The organism is Ancylobacter sp. FA202 (genome assembly GCF_000380205.1).
Classification (GTDB): domain Bacteria; phylum Pseudomonadota; class Alphaproteobacteria; order Rhizobiales; family Xanthobacteraceae; genus Ancylobacter.
The window spans coordinates 2,100,771-2,126,904 of sequence record NZ_KB904818.1 but is presented as its reverse complement, the minus strand read 5'-3'; the positions used below and the strand labels follow the sequence as shown (position 1 = coordinate 2,126,904).

23 protein-coding genes are annotated in these 26,134 nt (G+C 67.8%); 14 read left to right on the top strand and 9 right to left on the bottom strand.

What is annotated here, in order from left to right:
- Nucleotides 1-73 precede the first annotated feature (73 nt).
- A complete protein-coding gene (locus A3M1_RS0109680) occupies nucleotides 74-1,162 on the top strand; it encodes an alpha/beta fold hydrolase (RefSeq protein ID WP_018388763.1) in 1,089 nt (362 codons plus the stop codon).
- A gap of 23 nt (nucleotides 1,163-1,185) precedes the next feature.
- Here A3M1_RS0109680 and A3M1_RS0109675 read toward each other — a convergent pair whose 3' ends face one another.
- Nucleotides 1,186-1,935, bottom strand: coding sequence for a TIGR00730 family Rossman fold protein (locus A3M1_RS0109675; RefSeq protein WP_018964137.1), 750 nt, complete (start codon nucleotides 1,933-1,935; stop codon nucleotides 1,186-1,188).
- Between the two features lie 59 nt (nucleotides 1,936-1,994).
- Nucleotides 1,995-4,034, bottom strand: a complete 2,040-nt coding sequence (locus A3M1_RS0109670) for an NAD(+) synthase (protein WP_018388761.1) — start codon at nucleotides 4,032-4,034, stop codon at nucleotides 1,995-1,997.
- 43 nt (nucleotides 4,035-4,077) lie between these two features.
- Between A3M1_RS0109670 and A3M1_RS0109665 the strand changes: the two genes are divergently transcribed.
- A complete protein-coding gene (locus tag A3M1_RS0109665) occupies nucleotides 4,078-5,505 on the top strand; it encodes a porin (protein WP_245261624.1) in 1,428 nt (475 codons plus the stop codon).
- A gap of 13 nt (nucleotides 5,506-5,518) precedes the next feature.
- Here A3M1_RS0109665 and fabG read toward each other — a convergent pair whose 3' ends face one another.
- The gene (gene fabG / locus A3M1_RS0109660; protein ID WP_018388759.1) at nucleotides 5,519-6,298 is read right to left on the bottom strand and encodes a 3-oxoacyl-ACP reductase FabG; all 780 of its coding nucleotides are present in this window, start codon (nucleotides 6,296-6,298) and stop codon (nucleotides 5,519-5,521) included.
- Nucleotides 6,299-6,551: 253 nt separating this feature from the next.
- On the opposite strand from fabG, the gene A3M1_RS0109655 reads away from it, so the two are divergent.
- The 7 genes from A3M1_RS0109655 (at nucleotide 6,552) to A3M1_RS0109625 (ending at nucleotide 13,976) form a co-directional block, all read left to right on the top strand.
- The gene (locus A3M1_RS0109655) at nucleotides 6,552-7,706 is read left to right on the top strand and encodes a PotD/PotF family extracellular solute-binding protein (protein WP_026221241.1); all 1,155 of its coding nucleotides are present in this window, start codon (nucleotides 6,552-6,554) and stop codon (nucleotides 7,704-7,706) included.
- Between the two features lie 201 nt (nucleotides 7,707-7,907).
- Nucleotides 7,908-9,014 carry an ABC transporter ATP-binding protein gene (locus tag A3M1_RS0109650; protein ID WP_018388757.1) on the top strand — a complete coding sequence of 369 codons (1,107 nt, stop codon included), beginning with the start codon at nucleotides 7,908-7,910 and terminating at the stop codon, nucleotides 9,012-9,014.
- A gap of 2 nt (nucleotides 9,015-9,016) precedes the next feature.
- A complete protein-coding gene (locus tag A3M1_RS0109645; protein ID WP_018388756.1) occupies nucleotides 9,017-9,934 on the top strand; it encodes an ABC transporter permease in 918 nt (305 codons plus the stop codon).
- Nucleotides 9,935-9,937: 3 nt separating this feature from the next.
- A complete protein-coding gene (locus A3M1_RS0109640; protein WP_018388755.1) occupies nucleotides 9,938-10,732 on the top strand; it encodes an ABC transporter permease in 795 nt (264 codons plus the stop codon).
- A complete protein-coding gene (locus A3M1_RS0109635; RefSeq protein ID WP_018388754.1) occupies nucleotides 10,729-11,538 on the top strand; it encodes a DeoR/GlpR family DNA-binding transcription regulator in 810 nt (269 codons plus the stop codon). The genes A3M1_RS0109640 and A3M1_RS0109635 overlap by 4 nt, the downstream gene beginning before the upstream one ends.
- Nucleotides 11,539-11,541: 3 nt before the next feature.
- Nucleotides 11,542-12,630: a phosphotransferase enzyme family protein gene (locus A3M1_RS0109630; RefSeq protein ID WP_018388753.1), complete on the top strand. Its 1,089-nt coding sequence runs from the start codon at nucleotides 11,542-11,544 to the stop codon at nucleotides 12,628-12,630.
- Nucleotides 12,627-13,976: an aspartate aminotransferase family protein gene (locus A3M1_RS0109625; protein ID WP_018388752.1), complete on the top strand. Its 1,350-nt coding sequence runs from the start codon at nucleotides 12,627-12,629 to the stop codon at nucleotides 13,974-13,976. Before A3M1_RS0109630 ends, A3M1_RS0109625 begins: the two co-directional genes overlap by 4 nt.
- A 98-nt stretch (nucleotides 13,977-14,074) precedes the next feature.
- Here the strand turns inward: A3M1_RS0109625 and A3M1_RS0109620 are convergent, their stop codons facing one another.
- The 4 genes from A3M1_RS0109620 to A3M1_RS0109605 all read right to left on the bottom strand — a co-directional run bounded on the left by A3M1_RS0109620 (nucleotide 14,075) and on the right by A3M1_RS0109605 (nucleotide 18,061).
- On the bottom strand, nucleotides 14,075-14,713 hold the full coding sequence (locus A3M1_RS0109620; RefSeq protein WP_018388751.1) for an HAD family phosphatase: 639 nt from the start codon (nucleotides 14,711-14,713) through the stop codon (nucleotides 14,075-14,077).
- Nucleotides 14,710-16,209, bottom strand: coding sequence for an FGGY-family carbohydrate kinase (locus A3M1_RS0109615; RefSeq protein WP_018388750.1), 1,500 nt, complete (start codon nucleotides 16,207-16,209; stop codon nucleotides 14,710-14,712). Before A3M1_RS0109615 ends, A3M1_RS0109620 begins: the two co-directional genes overlap by 4 nt.
- Nucleotides 16,210-16,362: 153 nt before the next feature.
- Nucleotides 16,363-17,163 carry a BtpA/SgcQ family protein gene (locus tag A3M1_RS0109610; protein ID WP_018388749.1) on the bottom strand — a complete coding sequence of 267 codons (801 nt, stop codon included), beginning with the start codon at nucleotides 17,161-17,163 and terminating at the stop codon, nucleotides 16,363-16,365.
- 37 nt (nucleotides 17,164-17,200) lie between these two features.
- Entirely contained in the window at nucleotides 17,201-18,061 is an 861-nt protein-coding gene (locus A3M1_RS0109605) for a DeoR/GlpR family DNA-binding transcription regulator (protein ID WP_018388748.1), read from the bottom strand.
- 161 nt (nucleotides 18,062-18,222) lie between these two features.
- Between A3M1_RS0109605 and A3M1_RS0109600 the strand changes: the two genes are divergently transcribed.
- The 5 genes from A3M1_RS0109600 (at nucleotide 18,223) to A3M1_RS0109580 (ending at nucleotide 23,516) form a co-directional block, all read left to right on the top strand.
- A complete protein-coding gene (locus tag A3M1_RS0109600) occupies nucleotides 18,223-19,029 on the top strand; it encodes an SDR family NAD(P)-dependent oxidoreductase (protein ID WP_018388747.1) in 807 nt (268 codons plus the stop codon).
- A gap of 171 nt (nucleotides 19,030-19,200) precedes the next feature.
- Nucleotides 19,201-20,340 (top strand): ABC transporter ATP-binding protein, encoded by a 1,140-nt coding sequence (locus tag A3M1_RS0109595; protein ID WP_018388746.1) that lies wholly within the window; start codon nucleotides 19,201-19,203, stop codon nucleotides 20,338-20,340.
- A 13-nt stretch (nucleotides 20,341-20,353) separates the two neighbouring features.
- Complete coding sequence (locus A3M1_RS0109590; protein WP_018388745.1) at nucleotides 20,354-21,151, top strand: carbohydrate ABC transporter permease; 798 nt, start codon at nucleotides 20,354-20,356, stop codon at nucleotides 21,149-21,151.
- A 78-nt stretch (nucleotides 21,152-21,229) separates the two neighbouring features.
- Nucleotides 21,230-22,507 (top strand): extracellular solute-binding protein, encoded by a 1,278-nt coding sequence (locus tag A3M1_RS0109585; RefSeq protein WP_018388744.1) that lies wholly within the window; start codon nucleotides 21,230-21,232, stop codon nucleotides 22,505-22,507.
- Between the two features lie 127 nt (nucleotides 22,508-22,634).
- Entirely contained in the window at nucleotides 22,635-23,516 is an 882-nt protein-coding gene (locus A3M1_RS0109580) for a carbohydrate ABC transporter permease (protein ID WP_018388743.1), read from the top strand.
- Nucleotides 23,517-23,740: 224 nt separating this feature from the next.
- Here A3M1_RS0109580 and A3M1_RS0109575 read toward each other — a convergent pair whose 3' ends face one another.
- Together A3M1_RS0109575 and A3M1_RS0109570 are read right to left on the bottom strand one after the other, a co-directional pair.
- Nucleotides 23,741-25,282: an amidohydrolase family protein gene (locus tag A3M1_RS0109575; protein ID WP_018388742.1), complete on the bottom strand. Its 1,542-nt coding sequence runs from the start codon at nucleotides 25,280-25,282 to the stop codon at nucleotides 23,741-23,743.
- A gap of 9 nt (nucleotides 25,283-25,291) precedes the next feature.
- On the bottom strand, nucleotides 25,292-26,131 hold the full coding sequence (locus A3M1_RS0109570) for a carbon-nitrogen hydrolase family protein (RefSeq protein WP_018388741.1): 840 nt from the start codon (nucleotides 26,129-26,131) through the stop codon (nucleotides 25,292-25,294).
- Between the last annotated feature and the right edge of the window lie 3 nt (nucleotides 26,132-26,134).

Here is a 26,134-nt window from a genome sequence, read left to right as displayed (position 1 = left end):
CACGACGTTTCCCATGGTAAGCTTGGGTCTGGCGCCGCGACGGGTTCCGCCCGCGCCAGCCAAGGAGGACGCCATGTCGCCACGCGCGCCGTCGCCCGAGCCTTTCGCCCCCTGGCAGGCGGCGCAGCGCGCCGTGCAGGAAAACTGGCGCGAGGCGCAGGCCCGCACGCTCGACCTCTTCGGCTATGGCGTCGCCGAACAGCGCTATGACATCGCCGCCGAGGCGCCGCTGCTGCGGCTGCGGCGCTATCGGCAGGGTGCGGCGCCGGTAGCGGCGCCTGTGGGGCCGGCGGTGCTGATGATCCCCGCCCCGATCAAGCGCCCCTATGTCTGGGACCTGACGCCGGAGCTGAGCGTGGTGCGCTTCTGCCTCGATCGCGGCATGGACGTGTTTCTCGCCGCGTGGCGCCCGCCGGCGGAAGGCGGGGCGCCGCACGGGCTGGAGGACTATGCGCGCGCCATCATTGACGCCGCGCAGATCGTCGCCGCCCGGAGCGGACGGGTACCGACGGTGCTCGGCCATTCGCTCGGCGGCACGCTGGCGGCGCTGGCCGCCGCGCTGGAGCCGGCGCTTTTTCGCGCTCTGGTGCTGCTCGCCGCCCCGCTGAGCTTCGCGCCCGGCTCCAGCGCCTTCCGCGACAGCGTGGCGGCGCAGCGAGAGCACACGGCCGGGGACGGCATCCTGCCCGGCGGGCTGCTGGCGCAGTCCTGCGCCCTGCTCGCGCCCGGCACTTTCGTCTGGTCGCGCTGGATGGACGGGGCGCTGAGCCTCACAGACCCGGCGGCGCTGGACCTGCATCTGCGCATCACCCGCTGGGCGCTGGACGAGGTGCCGCTGGCCGGCCGGCTGGTGCACGAGATGGTGGAATGGCTCTACCGGGAAGACCGCTTCACCCAGGGCCGGCTGGAGCTGGGCGGGCGGCTTCTGGGGCCGCAGGCGCTGGGTGTGCCGGCGCTGGCGGCAGTGAGCGCCGCCGACGAGATCGGCCCGCGCGCCGCCGTGGCGCCGTTCTTCGCCCGCATGGCGGAAGGGAGCACGCAGATTATCGAGCATCCCACGGAGGTCGGCGTCGGGCTGCAGCACCTCGCCATTCTCGCCGGGCGGCAGGCGCATCGCGAGGTGTGGCCGCGCATCGCCGACTGGATCGACGCCCGCACCTAAAACCCGCGCGTGAGGACGCGCCGTCAGCGCGTGGGCAGCTTCAGCCCGCCCTCGACAAGTTGGGTCCAGATGTCCTCGGCCGTGTCGGCGAAGCGGATCAGCGCCACTTCCCGCGCGCTCACCATGCCCTCGTCGATCAGCATCTGGAAATTGACCACGGAGCGCCAATAGGCCGTGTCGAACAGCACGATTGCGACCGGCGGCGCCTTGCCTGTTATCTGCAGGTTGAGGATCTCGAACAACTCGTCGAGCGTGCCGAAGCCGCCGGGAAACACCACCAGCGCATTGGCGCGCATGGCGAGGTGCATCTTGCGCATGGCGAAATAGTGGAAGCGGAAGGTCAGCTGCGGCGTGGTGTAGGGGTTCGGCACCTGCTCATGCGGCAGCGAGATGTTGAAGCCGATGCTGGGCGCGGCCACCTCATAGGCGCCGCGATTGGCCGCCTCCATCACCCCCGGCCCGCCGCCGGTGGCGATGACATTGTCGCGGTAGCCGCCCTCCGACACATCGAGCGCGCCGCCGCGCTGCGAGGCAAGCCGCCCGAAGGCCCGCGCCTGTTCATAGATGAAAGGCTGGCGGCCGGGGCCATTCTCGCGCACCCGGGCCGAGCCGAACACCACGAGGGTGGAGCGGATGCGCCAGCGTCGCAGCTCTTCCTCGGGCTTGGCGTATTCCAGCTGGAAGCGCACGCCGCGCATGGAATCACTGAGGATGAAATCCTGGTCCAGCGCCGCGAGGCGGTAGCTGTGGTTGGGGGAGATGTCGTCGTCCACGCCGGTTTCCTTCACGCGCGCGTCGCCGCGCGGCTCTCTCGCCTGCGGCAGATACCGCCTCAGCCCTCGTCGGGAAAGTTGGCGTCGAGCTCGTCCAGCCAGACCTGCGCGCTCGCATCCGAGGGCGCCCGCCAGTCGCCGCGTGGCGAGAGCGAGCCGCCCGAGGTGATCTTCGGCCCGTTGGGCAGGGCCGAGCGCTTGAACTGGTTGGCGAAGAAGCGCTTCAGGAACAGCCTCAACCAGTGGCGGATCTCGGGCCTGGAATAGGCACGCCGGTCCTCGGCCGGAATATTGGCCGGCCAGGCGCCGCGCGAAGCGTCCCCCCAGGCGTGCAGAGCGAGATAGGCGATGCGCGAGGGGCGCAAGCCATAGCGGGTGAGGTAGTACAGGTTGAAGTCCTGTAGCGCATAGGGGCCGACCACCTGCTGGGTCGACTGGATGGTGGCGCCCGCTTCCGCCGGCACCAGCTCCGGCGAGATTTCGGTGGCCAGCACCGCCTCCAGCGCCCGCGCGGTCGCGTCCGAGACATCGCCCGAGGCGGCAACGAAGCGGATGAGGTGCTGGATCAGCGTCTTCGGCACCGAGGCGTTGACGTTGTAATGGGACATGTGGTCGCCGACGCCATAGGTGCACCAGCCGAGCCCCAGCTCCGAGAGATCGCCCGTGCCGACCACCAGCCCGCCTTGCTGGTTGGCGAGGCGGAACAGATAATCCGTGCGCAGCCCGGCCTGCACATTCTCGAAGGTCACGTCATAGACCGGCTCGCCCCCCGCGAAGGGGTGGCCGAGATCGGCCAGCATCTGCCGCGCCGCCGGGCGGATGTCGATCTCGCCGCCGGTGACGCCCAGCGTCTCGATCAGCGCCTGTGCATTGGCGCGGGTGGCCTCAGACGTGGCGAAGCCCGGCAGCGTGTAGGCGAGGATATCGCTGCGCGGGCGGCCGAGCCGGTCCATCGCCCGCACCGCCACCAGCAGCGCCTGCGTCGAATCGAGGCCGCCGGACACGCCGATCACCGCGCGCCGCACGCCTGACGAGGAAAGGCGCTGGGCGAGGCCCTGTACCTGGATGTTGTAGGCCTCATAGCAGTCTTCCGCGAGGCGCTCGGGATCGTCAGGCACATAGGGGAAGCGCGCGATGAGGCGTTCGAGCGGCGCCGGCGCGGGCGGGGTGCCGAGGGTGAAGCCAAGGGTGCGGAAATCGCCCGCGCCTTCTTCCCGCACGCATTCGCCGAAGGTGGTGGTGCGCATGCGCTCCTGCCGCAGGCGCTCCAGGTCGATATCGGCGGCAAGCAGGGTCGGCCCATCGGGAAAGCGCGCGCTCTCGCCGAGGCACTCGCCATTCTCGAAGATCGCCGCCTGCCCGTCCCAGGCGAGATCGGTGGTGGATTCGCCCGGCCCGGCGGCGGAATAGGCATAGGCGGCGAGGCAGCGGGCGGAATGGCTGGCGCAGAGCAGCCGGCGGTGGCGCGCCTTGCCGATGGTGATGTTGCTGGCGGAGAGATTGAGCAGCACTTCCGCCCCCGCCAGCGCGCCTCGCGTGGAGGGCGGCAGCGGCACCCAGAGGTCCTCGCAGATCTCGACATGGAAGGTGAAAGGCACCTCCCCGCCGGAACGGAACAGGAGATCGGTGCCGAAGGGCACGTTCTCGCCCGCCACCGCGATCGTGCCCGAGGCGCCGAGCCCGGGCGCGAAGTGGCGGCGCTCGTAGAATTCGCGGTAGTTTGGCGGGTAGCTCTTGGGCACCACGCCGAGAAGGACGCCGCGATGGATCACCACCGCGCTATTGTAGAGCGCGCCCGCCCGGCGCAGCGGCGCGCCGACCACCAGCACCGGAAAGAGATCGCGCGAGGCGGCGACGAGCTCGGCGATCGCCGTCTCCACCCGGTCCAGCAGCGCGTCCTGGAACAGAAGGTCGTCAATGGCATAGGAGGACAGGCCAAGCTCGGGAAACAGCAGCACGCCGATGCCGCGCGCCTCGGCGCTGCGCGCCAGCGCCAGATGCTCGGCCAGCGCGAAGGCGGGATCAGCCACCCGCCCGCGCGGCACGCCGGTGCCGATGCGCAGGAAGCCGTGGCGATAAAGACAGTGCGAATCGGCCATTACGCCCTCATAAATGCAATAATAAGGTGATATTGGACCGCGCATGCGCCGTGAACCAGCAAAAGCCGCACAGGCGCCGCGCCCTTCGCGCCGAGGACGGCCGCTGCCCGCCCCACGCCGGTGCGGCGCGGCGGCGTTTGCTGCGGGCCTGCTTGGAGCACCGCTTGGAGCACCGCTTGGAGCACCGCTTGGAGCACCGCTTGGAGCGCTGCTTGGGGCGCTGCTTGGGGCGCTGCTAGGGATCACGCAGGCGCAGGCCGCCGAGCCACCGGGTGCGGCTTCCGCCCGCTACGTCAAGGCGTGCACGGCGGAGGGGCCGGGCTTCGCCTATATCCCCGGCTCGGACACCTGCCTGCGGCTGGGTGCCTATCTCTGGGCCGAGACCTATGCCAACAGCTACACCGACTACCCCGCCGCCAATGCGAGAAACTACTGGGTCTCCACCTTGGGGCTGCTGACAGACGCCCGCACGCGGACGGAATATGGCACGCTGCGCTCCTATACCGATCTGCGGATCATCTGGCGCACCGCCGACCCCTGGGGCGAAGGGGTTCGCGACGGGGCGGATTTCGACCCGCATGACATCCATATCGAATTCGCCGGTTTCACCTTCGGCTATCTCCAGTCCTTCTTCGACTTCTACGCCAATGCCGATGTGATGGGCACCGACCCGGCGACCATCGGCGACCAGACCCAGCTGCCCGTGCTCGGCTATAGCTGGCACCTGCCGGACGGTTTCCTCGCCCAGATCTCGCTGGAGGGATCAGCCAAGCGCGACAATGGCATCCTGCCTGTGGTGGCGAGCGGTGCCGTTTTCGTCGCCGACGACGAGGCGGATGCGGACGGGGCGGGCCGCTGGCCGGAAATCGTCGCCACCTTCGGCCAGAGCGGTGACTGGGGTAATTTCCAGCTCTCGGGCGCGCTGCACCAGATCGCGCAATCGCCGGTGAGCGAGCGGCTCGGCGCCACGACGGGGGAGTGGGGCTATGCGCTGCAGGCCGGGGTGATGTTCAACCTGCCCTCCCTCGCGCCGGGCGACACGCTTTACCTTCAGGCCGCCTATGCCGACGGGGCGACCTCCTATCTCGGGCTGATCGATCCCAGCGGCCGCTTTTCCGCTCCCGATGCCTTCCAGCGTCTCGACGGCTCGCTGTCGAAGGTGGCGGGCTGGAGCGCGGTCGGCCAGTTTCTGCACAACTGGAGCCCTACCTGGAACTCGGCCTTTTTCGGCGGCTATGGACGGTTCGACGTCGCCGACCCGTTGGCGCAGCTCACCTATGGCGCCAGCGGCATCGGCAACTGGAACTTCGGCGCCAATCTCAACTGGACGCCGGTCGGGCCGTTCACCGTCACGCTGCAATATCAGTACAATCTCTACGAGGCTGACGGCTTCCGCCCCGGCACGCAGGGGCCGGCGCTGGCGTCGCAGGCGGCGAACGACTTCCTGCTGATGTTCGCCGCCACCTTCTGAGCGCGCGGCAGGGTCAGGCGGTGCCCATCTCGTCCAGCGCCATCGGCGATTCCGGCAGCACCTGGCCGCCATCGATCACCATGCCCTGGCCGGTGATGTAGCCGGCTTCCTCGCTGGCGAAGAACAGCGCGGCATTGGCGATGTCGAACACGCTGCCGAGCTTCTTCATCGGCACGCAGGCGGCGGTGGAGGCGATATAGGCCTCGCCCATGCCTTCCATGCCCTCGGTGAGGATGTTGCCCGGCATGACGGCGTTGACCGTGATGTTCCACGGCGCCAGCTCGATCGCCGCCGTCCGCATGAAACCCATCTGCCCGGCCTTGGACGCGCCGTAATGGGTCCAGCCGGGAAAGCCGGTGATCGGCCCGGTGATGGAGGAGGTGATGATGATGCGGCCCTTCTTCGCCGCCTTCATCGCCGGCAGAACGGCGGAGACGGTGAGGAAGGTGCCCTTGAGATTGGTGCCGATGACATGGTCGAAATCATCGCCCGTCATCACCCCCAGCTTGGCGGCGGGAAAGATGCCGGCATTGGCGCAGAGCACGTCGATAGTGCCGTAGCGGTCCAGCGCCGCCTGCGCCATCGCTTCCATGTCCTCGGCCTTGGTCACGTCGGCGGCGAAGGCGGAGGCGTTGGGGCCGATTTCGGCCGCCACCTTCTCGGCTTCAGTGAGCACGCGGCTCACCACCAGCACGTTGAGCCCAGCCTGGCCGAAGCGCAGCGCGAGGCCGCGCCCGATCCCCTTGCTGGCGCCAGTGACGATGACGGTCTTGCCTTGAAGCGACATGAACATGGTGCGGCTATTCCCGATGACTCTCTGGAGTTTGTTTTCCGGCACAGCATACCGCCGGCGGTCGGCATGCCGTGAAAACAGGCTGCCTTCCTTTTCATCAGGTTGAGCCGCAAATTTAGTGTTGTAAAGCCCAAATCCAGATGTTTAGGATCACACACAGTCCAACATACCTCCCACATCCGCCCAACGCCGGATGCCGAACGAATGCGCGGCCGCCCAAGGTTCCGCGCCAACAATCCAGAGGGACTTCGAGATGGCGCATATTTCGAGAAGGTCGGTCTTGCAGGGCATGGGAGCGGGCCTTGGCGCGCTCGCCGCCGCCGGTCCGCTGTTCAACGCCAACAAGGCGTTCGCGGCGCGCGAGAAGGAGCTGAACATCCTGTGCTGGGAGGGCTACAATTCCGCCCAGGTGCTGGACCCCTTCCGCTCCAAGACCGGGGCGACGGTGAAGGCGGAAAGCCTCACCAACGACCCCACCATGATCAACCGGCTGCGCGCCGGCGAGATCAACACCTGGGACCTGATCAACGTCAACAATCCCTGGGCGCGCAAGGTGATGCTGCCCGAGAAGCTGATCAAGCCGCTGCCCAAGGCCGAGTTCGAGCCCTTCTTCGCCAAGATGATGCCGGAGTTCAAATGGCCCTATAAATGGGCCATGAGCGAGGATGGCAGCGAGCTGATCGGCATGGCCCAGCGCTTCGGGCCCTACAGCTTCGTGGTCAACACCGACAAGATCTCCCGCAAGACCGCGGAAGACACGGGCTGGGACCTGTTCAACGACCCCGCGCTCGCCGGCAAATACGGCATTCTCGAATCCGATGACTGGAACGTCTTCAACATCTTCATCATCGCCGGCATCGACCCGTTCAAGGTGCATACGCCGGAGGAGTTCACCAAGTTCGAGGAGACCGCCAAGCGCGTCTTCAAGGGCGCCAAGCTGATCGGCGACATCGCCTCGATGAACCAGGCGCTGATCTCGGGCGAAATCGACCTGCACATGACCGGCGGCACCTATTCGGTCTCCCCGGCCCGCGCCGACGGCCACCCGAATCTGCGCGGCATCACCCCGCTCCGGGGCCCGCTGCCCGGTGGCAAGGGCGGCGTCGCCTGGATCGAGATCACCTCGACGGTGAACAACCCGAACCTGTCGCCGCTGGCGCTCGACTTCCTGAAATATGTGCAGGGACCCGAGGTCGCCCACACCGTCGCCTTCGCCGAGGGCACGTTCAACCCGGTGGCGCAGATGGGCAACAAGGCCTGCTTCGACCTGTTCACCAAGGACGAGCTGGACGCCATCCAGTGGGACAGCCTGCAGGAAGAGATGGACCGCTCGGCCGAGTACGACATCGTGCCGGACTACGACAAGGCGCTCGACCTGATGAACGCCGCCAAGCGCCTGCGGGGCTAAAGCGGAGAGGACCTGCGTCCTTTACCTCATCCTGCCCTCATGGCCGGGCTTGACCCGGCCACCCAGGGGCAACGCCGCGCGACGGCGGAAACATCTGGGTCCCCGGGTCAAGCCCGGGGATGAGGGGCGGATAGGAACGATCGACATCCTCGACCACCTGCGGCGATTACCCGCCGCCACCGACCCATGACGGAAGTCCTGATGCTCCAGACCTCGCCGGCCGCCCCGCAGAGCGCCGAACTGCCGAAGCCGATCCTCCAGCTTGTCGGCATCCGCAAGACCTTTGGCGCCTTCACCGCGGTCGACACCATCGATCTCGATGTGCGCGAGGGCGAATTCCTCACCATTGTCGGCCCCTCGGGCTCGGGCAAGACCACGCTGCTGCGCATGCTCGCCGGCATGGATACGCCGAGCGAGGGCAACATCACCCTGCATGGCCAGCTGATCAACGACGTGCCGCCCAACAAGCGGCCGACCTGCCTTGTCTTCCAGTCGCTGGCTTTGTTCCCGCACAAGAGTGTCGGCGAGAACATCGCCTTCCCGCTCAAGGTGAAGGGCGTCGATGCGGCCGCCCGCAAGGCGCGGGCGCTGGAACTGATGCGCGTCGTTCGCCTGCCGGAAAACTACTTCGACAAGAACGTGATGAAGTGCTCCGGCGGCGAGCGCCAGCGCGTCGCGCTCGCCCGGGCGCTGGCCTATGATCCCGAGGTACTGTTCTTCGACGAGCCGCTCTCGGCCATCGACTACAAGCTGAAGAAGACGCTGGAGAAGGAGCTGAAGGATCTGCACCGGGAAACCGGCAAGACCTTCATCTACATCACCCATTCGCTGGAAGAGGCGATGGTGATGAGCGACCGCATCGGCGTGATGCGCGCCGGCCGGATCGTGCAGATCGGCACGCCCGAAGAGATCTATGGCGCGCCGGTCGACCGCTTCGTCTGCGAGTTCGTCGGCGAGGTGAACACGCTGAAGGTGAAGCGCGGCCCGGACGGCGCCTGGCAGGGCGTCGATGTGCCGGGCAGCTTCACCCTGGCGCCGCCGCGCGATGGCAAGACGCTGGACGAGGCCTTCGTGGTGGTGCGGCCCGAATTCATGCGGATTCTCGGCCCCGGCGAGAGCGCCGACAACCAGCTGGAGGGCGTGGTCTATAACGAGTATTCGCTCGGCTCGCGCATCCAGTACCAGGTGCGGGTCGGGGCCAAGGTAATGCTGGTCGAGCTGTCGCGCGGGCGCCCTCTGCCCGCCAGCGCCGACCGCAAGGTGACGCTCGGCTGGGACGCCGCCGACGCCTTCACGCTGGAGAGCTGAGCATGGCCGACCTCGCCATCGCCCCCGCGCGGGACGCGGCGCCCGAAGGCGCCGCCCAGCTGCGCCACGCCCGCATGCTCTCGGTCGGCGCGCGCTGCGCGCTTCCCGTCGCGCTGCTGCTCGGCATCGGATTTTTGGCCCCGCTGGTGGCGATCTTCGGCTATGCCTTCGCCACGCCGCGCAGCTTCGATGTCTTCACCAGCTTCACGCTGGCGAACTTCGCCACCCTGTTCGACACCACCAACACGGTGTGGCTGTCCTTCTTCTGGTCCTGCGGGCTGGCGCTGCTCACCGTGGCGATCCTCGCCGTGGTCGCCTACCCCATCGCCTATGGGCTGAACCTTGTCTTTGGCCGCTGGTCGGCGCTGATCAGCGTGTTCTTCGTCTTCCCGCTCTTCGTCTCGGAGAATGTGCGGCTCTATGGCTGGGTGCTGTTCTTCATCAAGAACGGCGTGCTCGACGGCACGCTGAAATGGCTCGGCCTCAGCGGCGGGCCGGAGGTGCTGTACACGCCCGGCATCACCCTGTTCGGCATGGTCTATACCTACCTGCCCTTCATGCTGTTTCCGATGACGCTCGGCCTTGCCCTGGTGCCGCGCGACCTCGTGGACGCGGCGCGCGACCTCGGCGCCGGGCGGCTGTTCATCTGGCGCGAGATCGAATTGCCGCTCGCCATGCCGGGAATCCTCATCGGCATGCTGCTCACCTTCGTGCTCGCCATCGGCGCCACGGCGGAGGCGAAGATCCTTGGTGGCCAGTCGATCATCGTCATCTCGCACGATATCGAGATCGCCTTCACCTATTCGCAGAACTGGCCGCTCGGGTCGGCGCTGGCGGTGCTCGTCACCTTCTTCATCGGCGCGCTCACCTTGTTCGCCCTGTCGAAGCTGGACCTCGACCGCATGCTGGGGAGGCGCTGAGCCATGGGCCACAAGCGCACCAATGCCGCCATCTGGACCTGGACGCTGTTCGTCCTCGTCGCGATCTACCTGCCCATCGTCTGCGGGGCGCTGGCGAGCTTCAACAAGAGCCGGTATTTCGGCTTCCCGATCAAAACCTACTCGACCGAATGGTGGCAGAAGACGCTGGATTCGATCGAGATCGGCATGATCGTCAAGACCTCGATCTCGATCGCGCTCTTGGTGACGGTGTTCTCCGTCGTCATCGCCACCTTCGGCGCGCTCGCCTTCGCCCGCTATGAGTGGAAGGGGCGCAAGCTCTACCAGAAGCTCATCCTGCTGCCGATCTTCTTCCCCCAGCCGGTGCTGGGGCTGGCCATGCTGCTCGGCTTCAACGCGGTGGGCATCCAGACCAGCTGGATGACGGCGGTGTTCGCCCACATGATCTGGATCGTGCCCGTGGTGACGCTGGTCATCGCCATCCAGGTCTATGGCTTCGACCCGTCGCTGGAAGAGGCGGCCTATGATCTCGGCTGCTCGCGCACCCAGGTTTTCCGCGAGGTGACGCTGCCGCTGCTGTGGCCGGGCATCTGGTCCGGCATGCTGTTCGCGTTCCTGCTCTCCTGGAGCAATTTTCCGCTCTCGCTCTACACGACAGGCGCCGACTCGACGATTCCCGAATGGCTCTACGCCAAGATGGTGGCCGGCTATACGCCGATGGTGCCGGCGCTCGGCACCATGGCGACGCTGGGCGCGGCGTGCCTGCTGCTGGCCGGCGGGCTGATCGGCATCCTGCTGCGGCGGCGGGCGGCGGCATGAGCCGGGCCGCCCCCCTCGCACGGGCGGAGCGCCGCCTGCCCCGGCTCGACAAGGCGGCGCGGCAGGCGCGCATCCTCGCCGAAATGCGCGCCTCCGCCACGCTGCGCGTCGGCGATCTCGCGACCGAACTCGGCGTCTCGACCGAAACGATAAGGCGCGACCTGTTCGAGCTGGGGGAAAAGGGCCTCATCAACCGCACCTATGGCGGCGCGGTGCGCCCCTTCGCCTCCGAACCCTCCGTCACCGAGCGGCACGGGCTGATGGTGGCGCAGCGCGAGGCCATCGCCGCCGCCACCGTTCAGCTGATCAAGCCGAAGGAGGTGATCGCCGTCGGCGCCGGCGCCACCACCACCCATGTCGCCCGCCGCATGGCCGCCGCCTGCCGCGACCTCACCGTCATCACCCATTCCTTCTCGGTGGCCACCGTGGTCTCGGCCAATCCGACCATCGAAGTCATCATGTGCCCCGGCCGCTACAATGCCCGCGAGGGCATGATGGTGGGGGTGGAGACCGGCGAGTTCCTGCAGAACTACAATGTGAACCGCGCCATTCTCGGCATTTCAGGCATCACCACCGACGGCCTCGCCGATGCCGAGCCGGATGCCGCCTTTGTCTACCGGGCGATGATGAACCGGGCGGCGCAGACCATCATCGTCTCCGACCACCAGAAATTCGACGTGCCCTCGCTCGCCATCTGGGCCCGCATTCCCGACATCCAGCACCTGGTCACCGACCGGGCCCCCGAGGGCGCGGTGGCGCGCGCGCTCGGCCGGGCGCGGGTCGAGATCACCGTTGCCGAGACGTAGACCATGACCCAGCCGATCTATGACGACGCCTTCCTGACCCGCATCGAGCACGCGCTGCGCGCCGCCCTGCCGCGCTGGGGGCTGTCGGCCGAGAGCGAGCTGCGGCTGCTCACCATTTCCGAGAACGCCACCTTTCGCGCCCAAGACCCCGCCAGGGGCCAAGACCCCGCCAGCGCCCAAGACCCCGCCAGTGGCCGCGATGTTGTGTTCCGCGTCCACCGGCCGGGCTATCACAGCCGCGACGAGATCGACTCCGAACTCGCCTGGCTCACCGCGCTCGGCCGCGAGGGGGTGGTGGCGACGCTGACCCCGGTGCCGCAGCTCGATGGCAGCCTGATCGCCGAGCTCGACGAGGGCGGCACGCGGCGGCACGCGGTGGCGTTCGAGCTGGTGGCGGGGCGCGAGCCGGCGGAGGGCGACGACCTCGCCCGCTGGTACCGCGAGCTCGGCGCCATCAATGCGCGGCTGCACCTTCACGCCCGGGTCTGGCAGCGCCCGGAAGGCTTCACCCGCAAACGCTGGGACTATGACGCCATGCTGGGCAAGGTGAAGCTGTGGGGCGACTGGCGCGCCGCGCTCGGCCTCACCCGCGAGGGCCGCGCCGTGCTGGAGCGCACCGACGCGGTGCTGCGCGCCCGGCTGGAGGACTACGGCACCGGCGAGGACCGTTTCGGCCTCGTCCATGCCGATATGCGTCTCGCCAATCTGCTGGTCGAGGGCGACAGGCTCTCCGTGATCGATTTCGATGATTGCGGCTTCAGCTGGTATCTCTACGACTTCGCCTCCGCCATCAGCTTCAGCGAGCACGAGCCCTATATTCCGACGCTGCAGGCGGCGTGGATCGAGGGCTATCGCACCGTCGCGCCGCTCTCGGATGAGGACTGCGCGCTGCTGCCGGTGTTCATCATGCTGCGCCGGCTGCTGCTCACCGCCTGGATCGCCTCGCATGCCGAGACCCCCACCGCGCAGGCGATGGGCGAGGGCTACACCCACGGCACGGTCGAACTCGCCCGCGCCTTTCTCGCCACCTATGACGTGCCGGAACGCGAGGGGAGCCACAGGCTTGCCGCAGCCGGGAGGGCCGCCTCGTGAAGAGACAGGACATCTTGAAAAAGCAGGACATTCCGGAGCAGGAGGAACTGCAGATCCTCTCGCTCAACGCCTTTTCCGGCATGGGAGGCGCGATGGCGCCCGATGTCGCGGCACTGGTGGAACGGCGACGGCGCGCCTTCGGTGCGGCCTCGGTGCTGTTCTATGACGAGCCGCTGCGCATCGTGCGGGCGGAAGGCGCGACTATCCACGCTTCCGACGGGCGGGCCTATCTCGATTTCTACAACAATGTCCCCACCGTCGGCCATTGCCACCCCAAGGTGGTGGAGGCGGTGCGGGCGCAGCTCGGCGCGTTCAACACCCATTCGCGCTATCTGTTCGACGTCGCGCATGATTATGCCGAAAAGCTGCTCGCCACCTTCCCGGCCGAGCTCAGCAATCTGGTGCTGGCCTGCACGGGCAGCGAAAGCAACGACCTGGCGCTGCGGCTCGCCCGCAAGGTGAGCGGGGGCGAAGGCATTATCGTCACCCGCACCGCCTATCACGGCAACACCGCCACCGTGACCGAGGTTTCGCCCTCCTCCTACAAGACCGGCGCGCCGCCGCGCTACATCCGCATGGTGCCGCCGCCCGACCCGGCGCTGTTCGGCAACGATATCGCGCAGGGCTTCGCCGACGCGGTGAAGGCCGAGATCGCCGCGCTGAAGGCGGACGGCATCGGCTTCGCCGGGCTGCTGGTCGACACCATCTTCTCCTCCGATGGCGTCTATGCCGACCCGCCCGGCTTCCTGAAAGCCGCGGTGGAAGTGACGCGCGCCGCCGGCGGCCTGTTCATCGCCGACGAGGTGCAGCCGGGCTTCGGGCGCACCGGCGAGGGCATGTGGGGCTTTTCCCGCCATGGCGTGGTGCCTGATATCGTCACCATGGGCAAGCCGATGGGCAATGGCTACCCGATGGCCGGCCTCGTCACCCGGCCGGATATCCTCGACGCCTTCTGCGCCGATTTCGGCTATTTCAACACCTTCGCCGGCAGCCCGGCGGCCTGCGCGGCCGGTCTCGCCGTGCTGGAGGCGATCGAGGAAGACGGCCTCATCGCCAATGCCGCCCGCGTCGGCCGGCATCTCACCGCCCGGCTGAAGCGGCTGCAGGCGCGCGCGCCGATCACCGCCGTGCGCGGGGCCGGGCTTTATCTCGGCATCGAGTTCGGCACCGAGAAGGGCCCGGCGCCTGATATCGCCAAGGGGCTCATCAACGGGCTGCGCGACCACGGCATCCTCATCGGCGCCGCCGGCCGCTATGGCAATGTGCTGAAGATCCGTCCGCCGCTCTGCGTGACCACGGCGCATGCCGATCTGCTGGTCGACACGCTGGAGGAGTTGCTGACCTAGATCATTTCACTGTTTCAAGGAAAAAGTGAAATGATCTAATTCTTTGTTTTATCGCGTTTTCTTCTCGCGAACCGGCATCCACTTCGCTCGAAAACGCTCTAGGAAAACAGCGCCAGCAGGTTCTCCAGCCGGTCGATTTCCAGGTCGACCGCCTCGAAGCCGCCGCCGGTCGGGGTGTAGCCGACCACGAACAGCCCCGCCGCGCGGGCGGAGAGCGCGCCGGAGCGGCTGTCCTCCACCGCCACCACGCTGGCCGGCGGCAGGCCGAGCCGTTCGCAGGCGCGGCGATAGGGTTCGGGATCGGGCTTGCCGGCCGCCACATCGTCGAGGCTGAGCGAGAAGGCGATCGCGTCGGCAATGCCGAGCGCGGCGATGTTGGCGTCCACCACCGAGCGGCTCGAATTGGAGACGCAGGCCTGCGTGACGCCCAGCTTTTCCAGCGCTCGGATGGTGGCGACGGCGCCGGGCAAGGCGATCAGGCTGTCGCGGTTATCGACATAATGCGCGTTGATCCGCGCCGCCCATTCGGCTTCCGCGACGGCGGCGGGCAGGCGCGGCGAGACCTGTTTCCACACATCGCCCATATGGATGCCGCGAAAGGCCTGGTCCGGCAGGTCGGAAAGATCCGCGCCGAGCGCCCGGCAGGCGGCCACCAGCGCGCGATGATGCAGCGGCTCGCTGTCGATCAGCGTGCCGTCAATGTCCCAGGCGACCGCCTTCAGCGGCGCGCGGCTCATGTGGGCCGCCCTTCGAGGCGGCGGTAGAGATCGCGGTAGCGGGCATAGAAGGCGGCATAGGTTTCGGCCGAGGCGGGGTTCGGCACCAGCGTTTCGCCCTGCTCGACAAAGCGGGAAATGCCGCTCCAGGTCGCCGCGCCAATGCCGACCGCCGCCGTCCAGGCCGCGCCGAGCGAGGAGCCGGGGTGCCCCTTCAGCCGGTGCACCGGTTGCTGCAGCACATCGGCGACAATCTGCATCCACACACGCGAATTCGAGCCGCCATCGGAAACCAGCACGCGGCCGGCGGCGTGGCCCATATCGGCCAGCACTTCCACATGGTGGGCGCAGGCATAGGCATAGCCTTCCAGGAGCGCCCGCCAGACATGGCCGATATCGTGCGAGAGGGTGAGCCCGTCGATGACGCCGCGCGCGGCGGGGTCATGGATCGGCGTCTTCTCGCCGAGGAAATAGGGCAGAACCGTCAGCCCGTCGGCGCCGGCGGGGCGCTGTTCCGCGAGCGCGTCGAGATGCTGGTGCAGGCTGAGCCCGGCCTTCTTGGCCGCCGCCGCCTCGCCGCCGGCGAAATTGCGCACGAACCAGTTGAGCCCCGAGCCGCCGGTCGCCATGCAGCCATTGGGCATGTAGAGGCCGGGAATGAGGTGGTAGTCGAGATAGAGCCGCGGGTCGGGCTTTACCTGGTCGGTGGCCACCAGCACATCGATGGCGCCGCCGAATTTGAGCAATATGTCGCCGCGCTGGGTGACGCCGGCGCCGAGCGCCGAGGCGATCATGTCGGCCGCGCCGCCGATGACGGGCGTGCCGGCGGCAAGGCCGGTCTCAAGCGCGCCCTGCGCGGAGACCCGGCCCATCACCTCATGCGAGGCGGTCTTGCGCGGAATGGCATCGCGCGGAATGCGGGCCCAGCCGACGAGATCGTCGTCAATGGCGTGGCGGGAGACGTCGACAAAGCCGGCCTCCAGCGCCCAGTTCTGCTCCACCGCGCGTTCGCCAGTGAGGCGCCAGTTCACATAGTCATAGGAGCCGAACACGGTGGCGATGTCAGCAAAGACCTCCGGCTCGTGGCGGGCGATCCAGCGCAGCTTGGCGGTCACGAGCTGCTGGTTGATGCCGTTGCCGGCCTTGGCGATGAAGGCGGCCTCGTCGCGCTCCCCGCGCAGTTCCGCCACCTCCGCCCCGCAGCGCCCGTCGCTCTGCTGGATGGAGGGGCGCAGCAGGCGACCCTCGGAATCCAGCAGCACCACGGCGGGCAGCATGCCGGTGACGCCGATGGCGGCGATCTCGGCCGGGTCGATGCCGGCGGTGGCGACCAGTTCGCGGGTGAGGGAACACACATTGTCCCACCACTCGGCGGGGTCTTCCTCCGCCCAGCCGGCATGCCGGGAGGTCAGCGTCACCGGCCGCGAGGCGACGCCAAGAATCTCCCCCGGCAGCCGCAGCAGCAGGCCGATGGTGGAGGTCGTGCCGATATCGAGGCCGAGAACGCAGCTCTTCATGGGGAGCCTCTTGGGGTCGGTGGGCCAGTGCAAGCCGAGAAACACGTGATCCCGGACGGCGGCAAGGCCACCGCGCCGGGATCGTGTACGGAGTGTCAGGCGGGCCGCGCTCCCGACGCCGACCGGCGGCCGGTCCGGGAGGACGGCGCACGATCAGCGGATGGAGTTGACCACATCCATGAAGCGCGACACCCGCGCCTGCTCCACCGCGTTCCAGGTGTTGCCGTCGACCTTGAAATGAGTGCCGATGACCACGCCCGAGGCGACCGAGAAGATGTCGCGGATATTGTCGATGTTGACGCCGGTATTGGCGAAGATCGGCACATCCTTCACCGTCTCCGCCACCTTCTGCAGGTGCGACTGGTCGGCCGGCTGGCCGGTGATGGGGCCGGAGACGAGGATGGCATCGGCGATGGAGGAGAACACCGCGCTCTTGGCCCTCAGCTCGATCGGCCGCTGGTCGAGCGAATGGGCGAACTCGGCATTGATGTTGAACAGCATCTTCATGTCGTCGCGCTTGAGATCATGGCGCAGCCGCGCCGCCTCGGCGCAGTTCGGCTCCCACAGGCCCATGTCGGAGGCGAACAGGCCGGTGAAGATCTCGCGCACGAAGCTGGCGCCGGTGACGGCGCCGATGGCCACCGTGGCGACCGGATCCCAGAGATAGTTGACGCCGAACGGCACCTTCAGGCTCGGCTTCACCGCCTGCACGATGGCCGACATGGCGGCGATGGAGGCGGGCGAGCCCTTGAAGACGTAGGGGCGATCATTCTCATTGCCGAACATGATGGCGTCGACGCCGCCGGCCTGCAGCTTCTCGACATCGGCGAGCACGCCCTCGATCAGCTTGTCGAGGCCGCCATCGGCATCATAAAGCGGCGCGCCAGGCAGGGCGCCGATATGGGCCATGGAGATGACGACCTTCTTCTTGGCGCCGAAACACTCGAAAACCATTCCAACTACTCCTTGAGGGGACGGCGCGCGCGGCGCCTCACTGTCCGGCGACGGGCGGCGCGAGCCGCACCTCGACACGCGCCGCCGCCAGGGCGGCTGCGATGCGCGGGGGCGGCTCGGCGTCGGTGATAAGCAGGTTGATGTCGGCCAGCGTGCCGACCTGGACCAGCGACATGCGCTGGAACTTGGCGCTGTCGCACAGCAGGATCTTGAACCCCGAGCGGCGCAGATAGACGCGCTTCATGTCGGTGTCCTCGAAGGAATAGTCGAAGAAGCCTTCCGAGGTGATGCCCGACGTGCCGAGCACGGCGACATCGAACCACAGCTTCTCGAACTGGGCGGTGGCGGTGGGGCCCCACACCGACATTTCTTCCGGCCGCACCCGGCCGCCGGCGACATAGACCTCCGGCGCGCCGCCATCGAGGCGGGTGGAAACGCGCAGGCTGTTGGTGAAGACCTTGAGATGGCCGACTTCGCGCAGATGCCCGGCCATCAGATAGGTGGTGGTGCCGACATCGATGGCGCAGGTGCGGTAGCCGGCGACAATGCCGGCGGCGCAGGCGGCGATGGCGGACTTGGCGTCGCTACCACGCCGGAGCCGGGCGTCGAAACGCGGTTCCTCGCTGTCCATGGCGACGCTGGCCGGCGTCTCTGCCAGCACCGCCCCGCCATGCACGCGCAGCAGCCGGCCGTCGCGCTCCAGCTCCAGTAGGTCGCGGCGGATGGTCATGTCGGACACGCCGAGCTCGGCGGCGAGGACGCTGACGCCGACCGAGCCGGCGGCGGCGAGATGATCGAGAATGCGGGCATGGCGCACATGCGAGAGCAGGCGCTGGCGATCCTCGCCTGACGGCGGCTCGGCCACAGAATTCTCTCGGAAAGACACGTCTTCGGCCATCGCTCCACCCTGCCTGATCGCGGTTCCGTTGCAGAGGAACGGATTCGCGGCCGGTCGGCTAATTCTGTTTAACCGATCAATCGCACAAGATCAAACATAAGAATGCTCTTGATGTGAGTTCTTGTTCATATAAACTGACGAGCGAACATGAGGAGCTTCGCATGACCCCCCCCGCCACCGCCGTGCCCGTCCCCGCCTATTATGAGCTGAAGGGCCGGCTGGCCTTCGTCACCGGGGCGGCGGCCGGCATCGGGCGGGCGATCGCCGTGGCGCTGGCCCGGCAGGGCGTGCGGGTGGCGGTCGGCGACATCAATTTCGCGGCAGCGCAGGAAGCAGCGGCGGCGCTCGGCGGCGGCGCCATCGCGATCGAGATCGACGTGCGCAAGCGCGCCTCGGTGGAGACCGCCTTCGCCCAGATGCTGGAAGGGCTCGGCGGCTGCGACCTGCTCGTCGCCAATGCCGGCGTTTCCACCATGCGGGCGGCGCTGGAGCTGACCGACGAGGAGTGGGATTTCAACTTTGACGTCAACACGCGCGGCGTCTTCCTCACCAACCAGATCGCCGCCCGGCACTTCGTGGCGCAGGGCAAGGGCTGCATTGTCAACACCGCCTCGCTGGCCGCCAAGGTCGGCGCGCCGTTCCTGGCGCATTACTCCGCCTCGAAATTCGCCGTGCTCGGCTGGACGCAGGCGCTGGCCCGCGAGCTGGCGGCCACGGGCATCCGCGTCAACGCCGTCTGCCCCGGCTTCGTGGCGACCAGCATGCAGTCGCGCGAAGTGGAGTGGGAGGCGAGCCTGCGCGGCGTCACCCCGCAGCGGGTGATCGACGACTACATCGCCCAGACCCCGCTCGGCCGGCTGGAAGTGCCGGAAGACGTCGCCGATGTGGTGGTGTTCCTCGCCTCCGAACAGGCCCGCTTCATGACCGGCCAGGGCATCAACGTCACCGGCGGCGTCTACACGACCTGAGCAGGGTCGGAAGGTCGTGATCGACTCTGAACGAACAACGTTTGAATTAGCACTTGCGATGTTCGTTTTTGTCCGCTTACACTCCGCGCGCCAGCGGCGCACCGGGCGGGGTTTTTCTCTTCCCTCCGCCCCGCGTGGCGGGACCCTGCCCCTGCAGGCAAAGGATCGCTGATGTCGTCGATCGAACTCGATCATGTCTCCAAGCTCTACGCCAACGGCGCCTATGGCGTGCGCGACGTGGACCTTTCCATTGGAGAGGGCGAGTTCGTGATCTTCCTCGGCCCCTCGGGCTGCGGAAAATCGACGACGCTGCGGATGATCGCCGGGCTGGAGGGCATCTCCTCGGGCGATCTGCGCATTGGCGGGCGCAGCGTCAACAATGTTGCCCCGCGCGACCGCAACATCGCCGTGGTGTTCCAGTCCTACGCGCTCTACCCGCATATGAGCGTGCGCGACAATATGGGCTTCGGCCTGAAGATGCGCGGTGTCGCCCGCCCGCTCATCGAGGAGAAGATCCGCGAGGCGGCGGGCCTGCTCGGCCTCACCCCCTATCTCGACCGCAAGCCGGCGGCGCTCTCGGGCGGCCAGCGCCAGCGCGTGGCGCTGGGGCGCGCCATTGTGCGCGATCCCGTCGCCTTCCTGCTCGACGAGCCGCTGTCCAATCTCGACGCGCAGCTGCGGGCGGAAATGCGGCTCGAACTGGTCAAGCTGCACCGCCGGCTGGGCCGCACCATTGTCCATGTCACGCATGACCAGGTCGAGGCGATGACCATGGGCGACCGCATCTGCATCATGCGCGAGGGGCGGATGATCCAGGTCGGCAAGCCGCTGGAGGTCTATGCCGACCCGGTCGACACCTTCGTCGCCCGCTTTCTCGCCACCCCGCCGATGAACCTGCTGCCCGCCCGGGTCGAGGGGCGCGGCGATGACCTTGCCGTCATCGGCGACGGCTTCACGGTCGAGGTGCCGCAGATGCACCGCGCCGCCTATGCCGGGCTGGCCGGCCGCGAGGTGATCTTCGGCCTGCGCCCGGAAGACCTGCACGAGGCGCCGCAGCCGGGATTTTCGCCGATCGAGGTCTCCGTGGTGGCGATGGAATCGCTGGGAGTGGAGAACATCCTGGTCGGGCAGATCGGGACGGGTGCATCAGGCGGCAAGCCGCTGGAAATCTCCGCCCGCCTCTCGCGCCATTTCACCGCGCCGGTGGGTGCGCGCGTGCCGCTCCATCTCGACCCCCGCCCCATGCACCTGTTCGATCCGGAGACGACGCGGGCCTTCCCCCGCCCCAGCCTCCGCCTCGTGACCAACTGAGGGAGGGGGCAGCATGCGGCGCATCGGACTTCACCTTGGCCTTCTCTTCGCCTGCGCCGTCATTCTCGTGCCCCTGCTCTGGGTGGTCCGCACCAGCCTTCTGCCAGAGCACCTGTCCTATTCGCCGGAACTGATGCCGGCGGTGACGCTCGACAATTACGTCGCCCTGTTCACCTCCACCCGTTACGGCCAGTCCTATCTCAACAGCCTGATCGTCGCCTTCGGCTCGGTGGTGGTGGCGCTGCCCTTCGCGGCGATGACCGGCTATGCCTTCGCCCGGTTCAAGACCAGCGGGCGGGCCGGGCGCTTCGCCGTGCTGGCGACGCAGATGCTGCCGCCCGTCGCGATCGTGCTGCCGGCCTTCGCCCTCTTGCGCACGGTGGGCCTCACCAATTCGCTGACCGGCCTCATCATCGTCTATGCGGCGGTGAACCTGCCCTTTCTGATCTGGATCCTGATGGGGTTCTTCGAGGGCATCCCGGTCGATCTCGAATGGGCGGCGCAGACCGATGGCGCCACCGCCTGGGGCGCGTTCTGGCGCATCGTGCTGCCGGTCTCGCTGCCCGGCATCGCGGCGGCCGGCGTGCTCGGCTTCATCCTCACCTGGAACGAGTTCCTGTTCGCGCTGGTGCTGAGCGGTCCACAGACCGCGACCGTGCCGGTGGCGCTGGCCGCGCTCCAGACGTCCAACGGCGTGCAGATCGCCAAGGTCTCCGCCGGCGTCGTGCTCGCCGTGCTGCCGCTGGTGATCGCCTCGCGCTTCATCCAGCGCTTCATCGTCCAGGGGCTGACCTTCGGCAGCGTGAAGTGACGGTGTCTTCCGCCGCGTCCATTCGGGCGTGCGCCAACGAGGCGGGCAAAGCCCGTACCAGAGGAACAGGAGAACGAGATGCAGTTTAAGTGTAGCCTCAAGGCGGCGCTGCTCGGCGCCACCCTGCTCGCAGCGGCCGGCTCGGCCCAGGCGCAGAACGTCACCCTGCGCGCCCTGATGGAGGACGTGCCGGAGACGCAGATCATCGAGAAGCTGCTGCCGGAATTCGAGAAGGAAGCCGGCATCAAGGTCGAGTTCGAGAAGATCGGCTATGGCGACATGCACGACAAGCTGGTCGCCCAGCTGGTCTCGCCCGAAAGCTACTACAACCTGCTCGAAGTCGACTTCCTGTGGGCGGGCGAATTCCCCGCCGCCGGCTGGCTGGAAGACCTGAACCCCTATATCGCCAAGTCCGGCTTCGACCTGAAGCCCTTCATCCCGTCCATGCTGGACCTGCTCGGCCAGACCAAGGACGCGACGCCGATCCTGCCCATGTACAACTACTCCATGGGTCTGATCTACCGCACCGACCTGTTGAACGACCCCAAGATCAAGGCCGACTACAAGGCCAAGACCGGCAAGGATCTCGCTCTGCCGGCCACGCTGGCCGACTATGTCGCGCTCTCCGCCTTCTTCAAGGCGAACACCCCCGTCGTCGGCGCCGCCATGCAGGGCCAGCGCGGCGACCCGAACGCGATGGAATTCTCCAACTACCTGTTCGCCGTCGGCGGCGCCTATCTCGATGCCGACCGCAAGGTGGTGCTGAACAGCCCGCAGGGCCTGACCGCGCTGAAGCTCTATGCCGAGAACGTGCAGAAGGGCGCGCAGCAGGGCGCCCTCTCCGCCACGCTCGACGACACGATGCGGCTGATGTGCGCCGGCGACACGTTCAGCATGGTCACCTATTGGTGGATGCTGCCGCAGCTCGACAATGCCGAGAAGTGCCCGAAAGTGGCCGGCAAGCTCGCGCTCTCCGTCATGCCCGGTGGCCATGGCGAAAGCGGCGGCTGGGGCTGGGGCATCCCGAAGAACACCTCGGATGAATCCAAGGCCGCGGCCTGGAAGTTCATCGAATGGGTGCAGGGCAAGAAGATCTCCGTCGCCCGCGCCATGGAAGGCCACGCCCCGGTGCGCTCGGACGTGTTCGAGGACGCGGCCGTGCTGAAGAAGTACCCCTTCTACAAGACCGGCCTTGAGGTCGTCGCCTCCGGCAAGTCGTTCCCGATCTTCGCCTATTCCGCGCAGTATGAGGACGTGCTGGGCGCCCAGCTCTCGCTCGCCGCCGGCGGGCAGGCCAAGCCCGAGGACGCGCTGAAGGCGGCCGCCGACGGCCTGACCCAGCTGCTCAACAAGTAACCCCATCGGCCGGGACCCCGCGTGAGCCCCGCAGGACCCCGGCCATACGGCGCGCCAGCCTTCCCCCTCGTTGGCTGGCGCGCCGGTCTCTTTTCTCGGCACGCTTTGGACGGAATGGACGACGCGCATGCGCTTTGCGGCACTGGCGGATCGGGACTGGCGCACCGGCTGGGCCTTCGCGGCTCCGGGTCTTCTCACCCTCGCCATCGTCATGGGCCTGCCGCTGGTCTATGCGGCGCTGATCTCGGTCTCCTCGCTCACTCTGCTCAAGCCGATGCTGCAGCCCTTCACGGGCTTCAAGAACTTCGCCATCGTGATGAGCGACCCGCTGTTCTGGGACGCGCTGTGGCTGACCATCAAATATTCGGTCATCACCGTGGCCGGCGAATTCGTGCTCGGGCTCGGCGTCGCCCTGATGCTGAACCGCGCGGTGACGATGAAGCCGGTCTATTTCGCCATTCTCACCATTCCGATGGCGATGTCACCGGTGAGCGTGGCGCTGATCTGGCGCATGCTGCTGCAGCCCAATCTCGGCATCGCCAACCAGCTGCTGGAGAGCCTCGGCCTGCCGCGTGTCGACTGGCTCGGCGATGCCGATTTCGCGCTGTGGACCATGGCGGCGATCGACATCTGGCAGCAGACCTCCTTCGTCATCCTGATTCTGGCCGCCGGCCTCGCCTCGCTGCCGCGCGATCCCTATGAGGCGGCGGAGGTGGACGGGGCCTCGCCGCTGCAGCAGTTCTGGTACATCACTTTGCCAATGCTGCGCCCGGTGGCGGCGATCGCTGTCATCATCCAGCTGATCAACGAATTCCGCACCTATGACCTGCCCTATATCCTCACCAAGGGCGGGCCGGGCAATTCCACCGAGGTGCTGAGCTTCTTCGCCTATCGCCGCGCCTTTCTCGGCCTGCACCTGAATGAGGGCGCCGCCGCCGCCTTCGTGCTGCTGCTAATCGTGCTCGGGCTGACCATCCTGTTCTTCGCCACGCTGGAACGCCGGCGCTGACCCGGGGCGACAGGGCGCGACATCCGCGCCTGATGTAGGCGCCGCGGCGGCGGCCGGTCAGCGATCGATCATCCGCAGGCGCGATCCACGGCCGCTGCGCCAGGATCCAGGCCAGCGCGATCTGTGCCGGGGTGGCGGCCACGCCCGGCCGGGTTTTCCCCCGCCACACGAAAAAGGGCGCCCGCGACGGGGCGCCCTCTCCTTCGCTGCGCAGCGACGGGGGGTCAGATGCGCGCCGAATTGGCGTAGAAGGGCGTGGGCTCGGCCTCCGGCAGATAGCCCTCATAGAACTTCTTCACATAGGGGAACACGGCGTGGCCGAGCGCGTGACGGGCAAGCTCGTCCTCGTTGCGCGGCTTGCCCAGCGTGTCGGCGATCTCCGCCAGCACCGCCTCGCGGTCGACCTTGGTGAAGCGGCCATCCTCATAGACACGCTCGCCATTGATGAAAACGGCATCCACCGCGCCCATCTTCGCGCGCTGCACCAGCGCGTCGAGCATCGGAATGTCCGGGTCCTGATAGGGATAGGTCGCCTTGGTCCAGTTGATCAGCACCGCGTCGAAGAAGCGGCCCGCGTCCAGCCGGCCGATGCTGGCGCCGAAGGCGGTGGTCATGGCGCCGGCCTCGGTCGCCATCTTCACCACCTGCGGGCAGGTCGGCACATCTTCCTCGTCCATGCCCGGCTCGCGGTGGACACGCAAGGCGAGGCGCAGCTCGGAGAGCATGTCGCGGTCGTCATTGATGCCGGCCTCGTCGAGGCCCATGCCGACAGTGATGCCCTTGGCCTCCCAGCGGTTGAGCGGGGCAAGGCCCGAGCGCAGGCGGAAATTCGACGAGCAATTGTGGCAGATGCAGGTGCCGGTATCGGCGACAATGTCGATGTCTTCCTCGTTCAGCCACACGCCATGGCCGAGCGTCATGTGCGGGCCGAGCACGCCGAGATCGTGAAGGTGGCGCAGCGCCGTCTTGCCGGTGCGGCGGCGGGCATATTCCTTCTGGTAGATCGTCTCCAGCAGGTGCATGTGCATCGGCACGCCGGCCGCCTTGGACTTCGCGTCGAGCGCCTGCAGGCCCTCATCCGTGCACCAGTGCAGGTTCGCCGGCGCGAGCTGGATGCGGGTCAGATCCTGGCCGGCATTCTCGGCCGAGAGCTGGTCGAACAGCTTGAGGAAATCGTCGAAGGGCATGGCCTGCGCCTTCAGATATTTGCCCAGCGCCTCGCCGAGATCGGCCGGCAGGCGGGCGCAGAAGGCCTCGTCCGCCTCATAGACCAGCCGGTTCTGCTCGCGCACGGCGTAGCAATAGGAGGCGCGCATGCCGAGCGAGCGGTAGGCGCCCAGCACCTTGCTGGCGGCGCCGTGGACAGCCGCATAGCCGCCCGGCATCCAGCCATGGATGTGCTGCACCGTGGTGACGCCGGACGCGATCATCTCGAAGGCCGAGTAGAGCGTGTCGAGCGTGAGGTCGAGCCGGCGCGCCGGCATGCGGCTGGCGAACCACAATTCCAGCGCATGGTCGGGCGAGCCGAGCTGCAGCGGGGTCATGCCGACATGGTGGTGACTGTTGACGAAGCCGGGCAGCATGGCGTGGTCGGGGTATTTGCGCAGTTCCGCCGTCGGCGCCAGCTTCTGCATGTCTTCCAGCGTGCCAGTGGCGATGATGACGCCGTCGCGCGAGAGCACCGCCCCCTCGTCGATCACCTCGGGGGTGAAACGGTCCCGGATGCCGGTGACGACCCAGCGGGCCTGGACGATCAATTCAGACATGATGCTTCCTCAAACTGACGGCAGGCGCAGGCGCGCCTGTGTGGCGTTGGTCGCTCGCGCCTGGGCGAGGCGCGCGGGATCGATGGAGACGAGGAGCGGCCGGCGGTCGCCGCGCGAGGCACGGGCCAGCGGCGCGCCATCGGGGCCGAAGGCGAGAGTCTCGCCATCATGGCGCACGGCGCGGCCGGTGACGGTTTCCGTGCCATAGCGGGCCGCCGCCAGCGCATAGACGGCATTGGCCCGGGCGCTCGCCTGCAATTCGGCGGCGTAGAGCCCTTCCGGATCGTCCGGCGCCGGCCCGCCGACGAGCACCGCCACCACATCCGCCCCGGCGCGCGCGGCGGCACGCCAGCATTCGGGAAAGCGGCGGTCGTAACAGATGAGCGCGGCGACTTTCACCGAGCCGACCTCAAGGGTGCGGATCTCAGGCGCGCCAGGCGAAAAATGATCGGCCTCGCCATAGGCCTCGCCGGGGCCGGCCGGCGGCAGGTGGATTTTGTGCGCCAGCGTCTCCACCCGCCCGTCCGGCCGCGCCAGCAGCGCGGCGTTGAAGGGCAGCCCGCCCTCGCGCCGCAGCGCCAGACCGAACAGCACGGCAACCTCGAAACGCCTGGCCGCGGACGCCATGCGGGTGGCGGTCGGTCCATCAAGGTCTTCGGCAAAAAGGGTCCAGTCGCCGGGCGCCTCGGCCGCGACATAGGGAAGGGCGAAGAGTTCGGGCAGCACGACGAGACCGGCGCCGTCGCGGGCGGCGGCGGCAATGCCGGCCTCGGCCTCACGCCAGAGCGGCGCGGGATCGCGGCCCGCCGGGCCGATGGGCAGGGCGACAGCGAGGAACGGGGCAGCCATGGC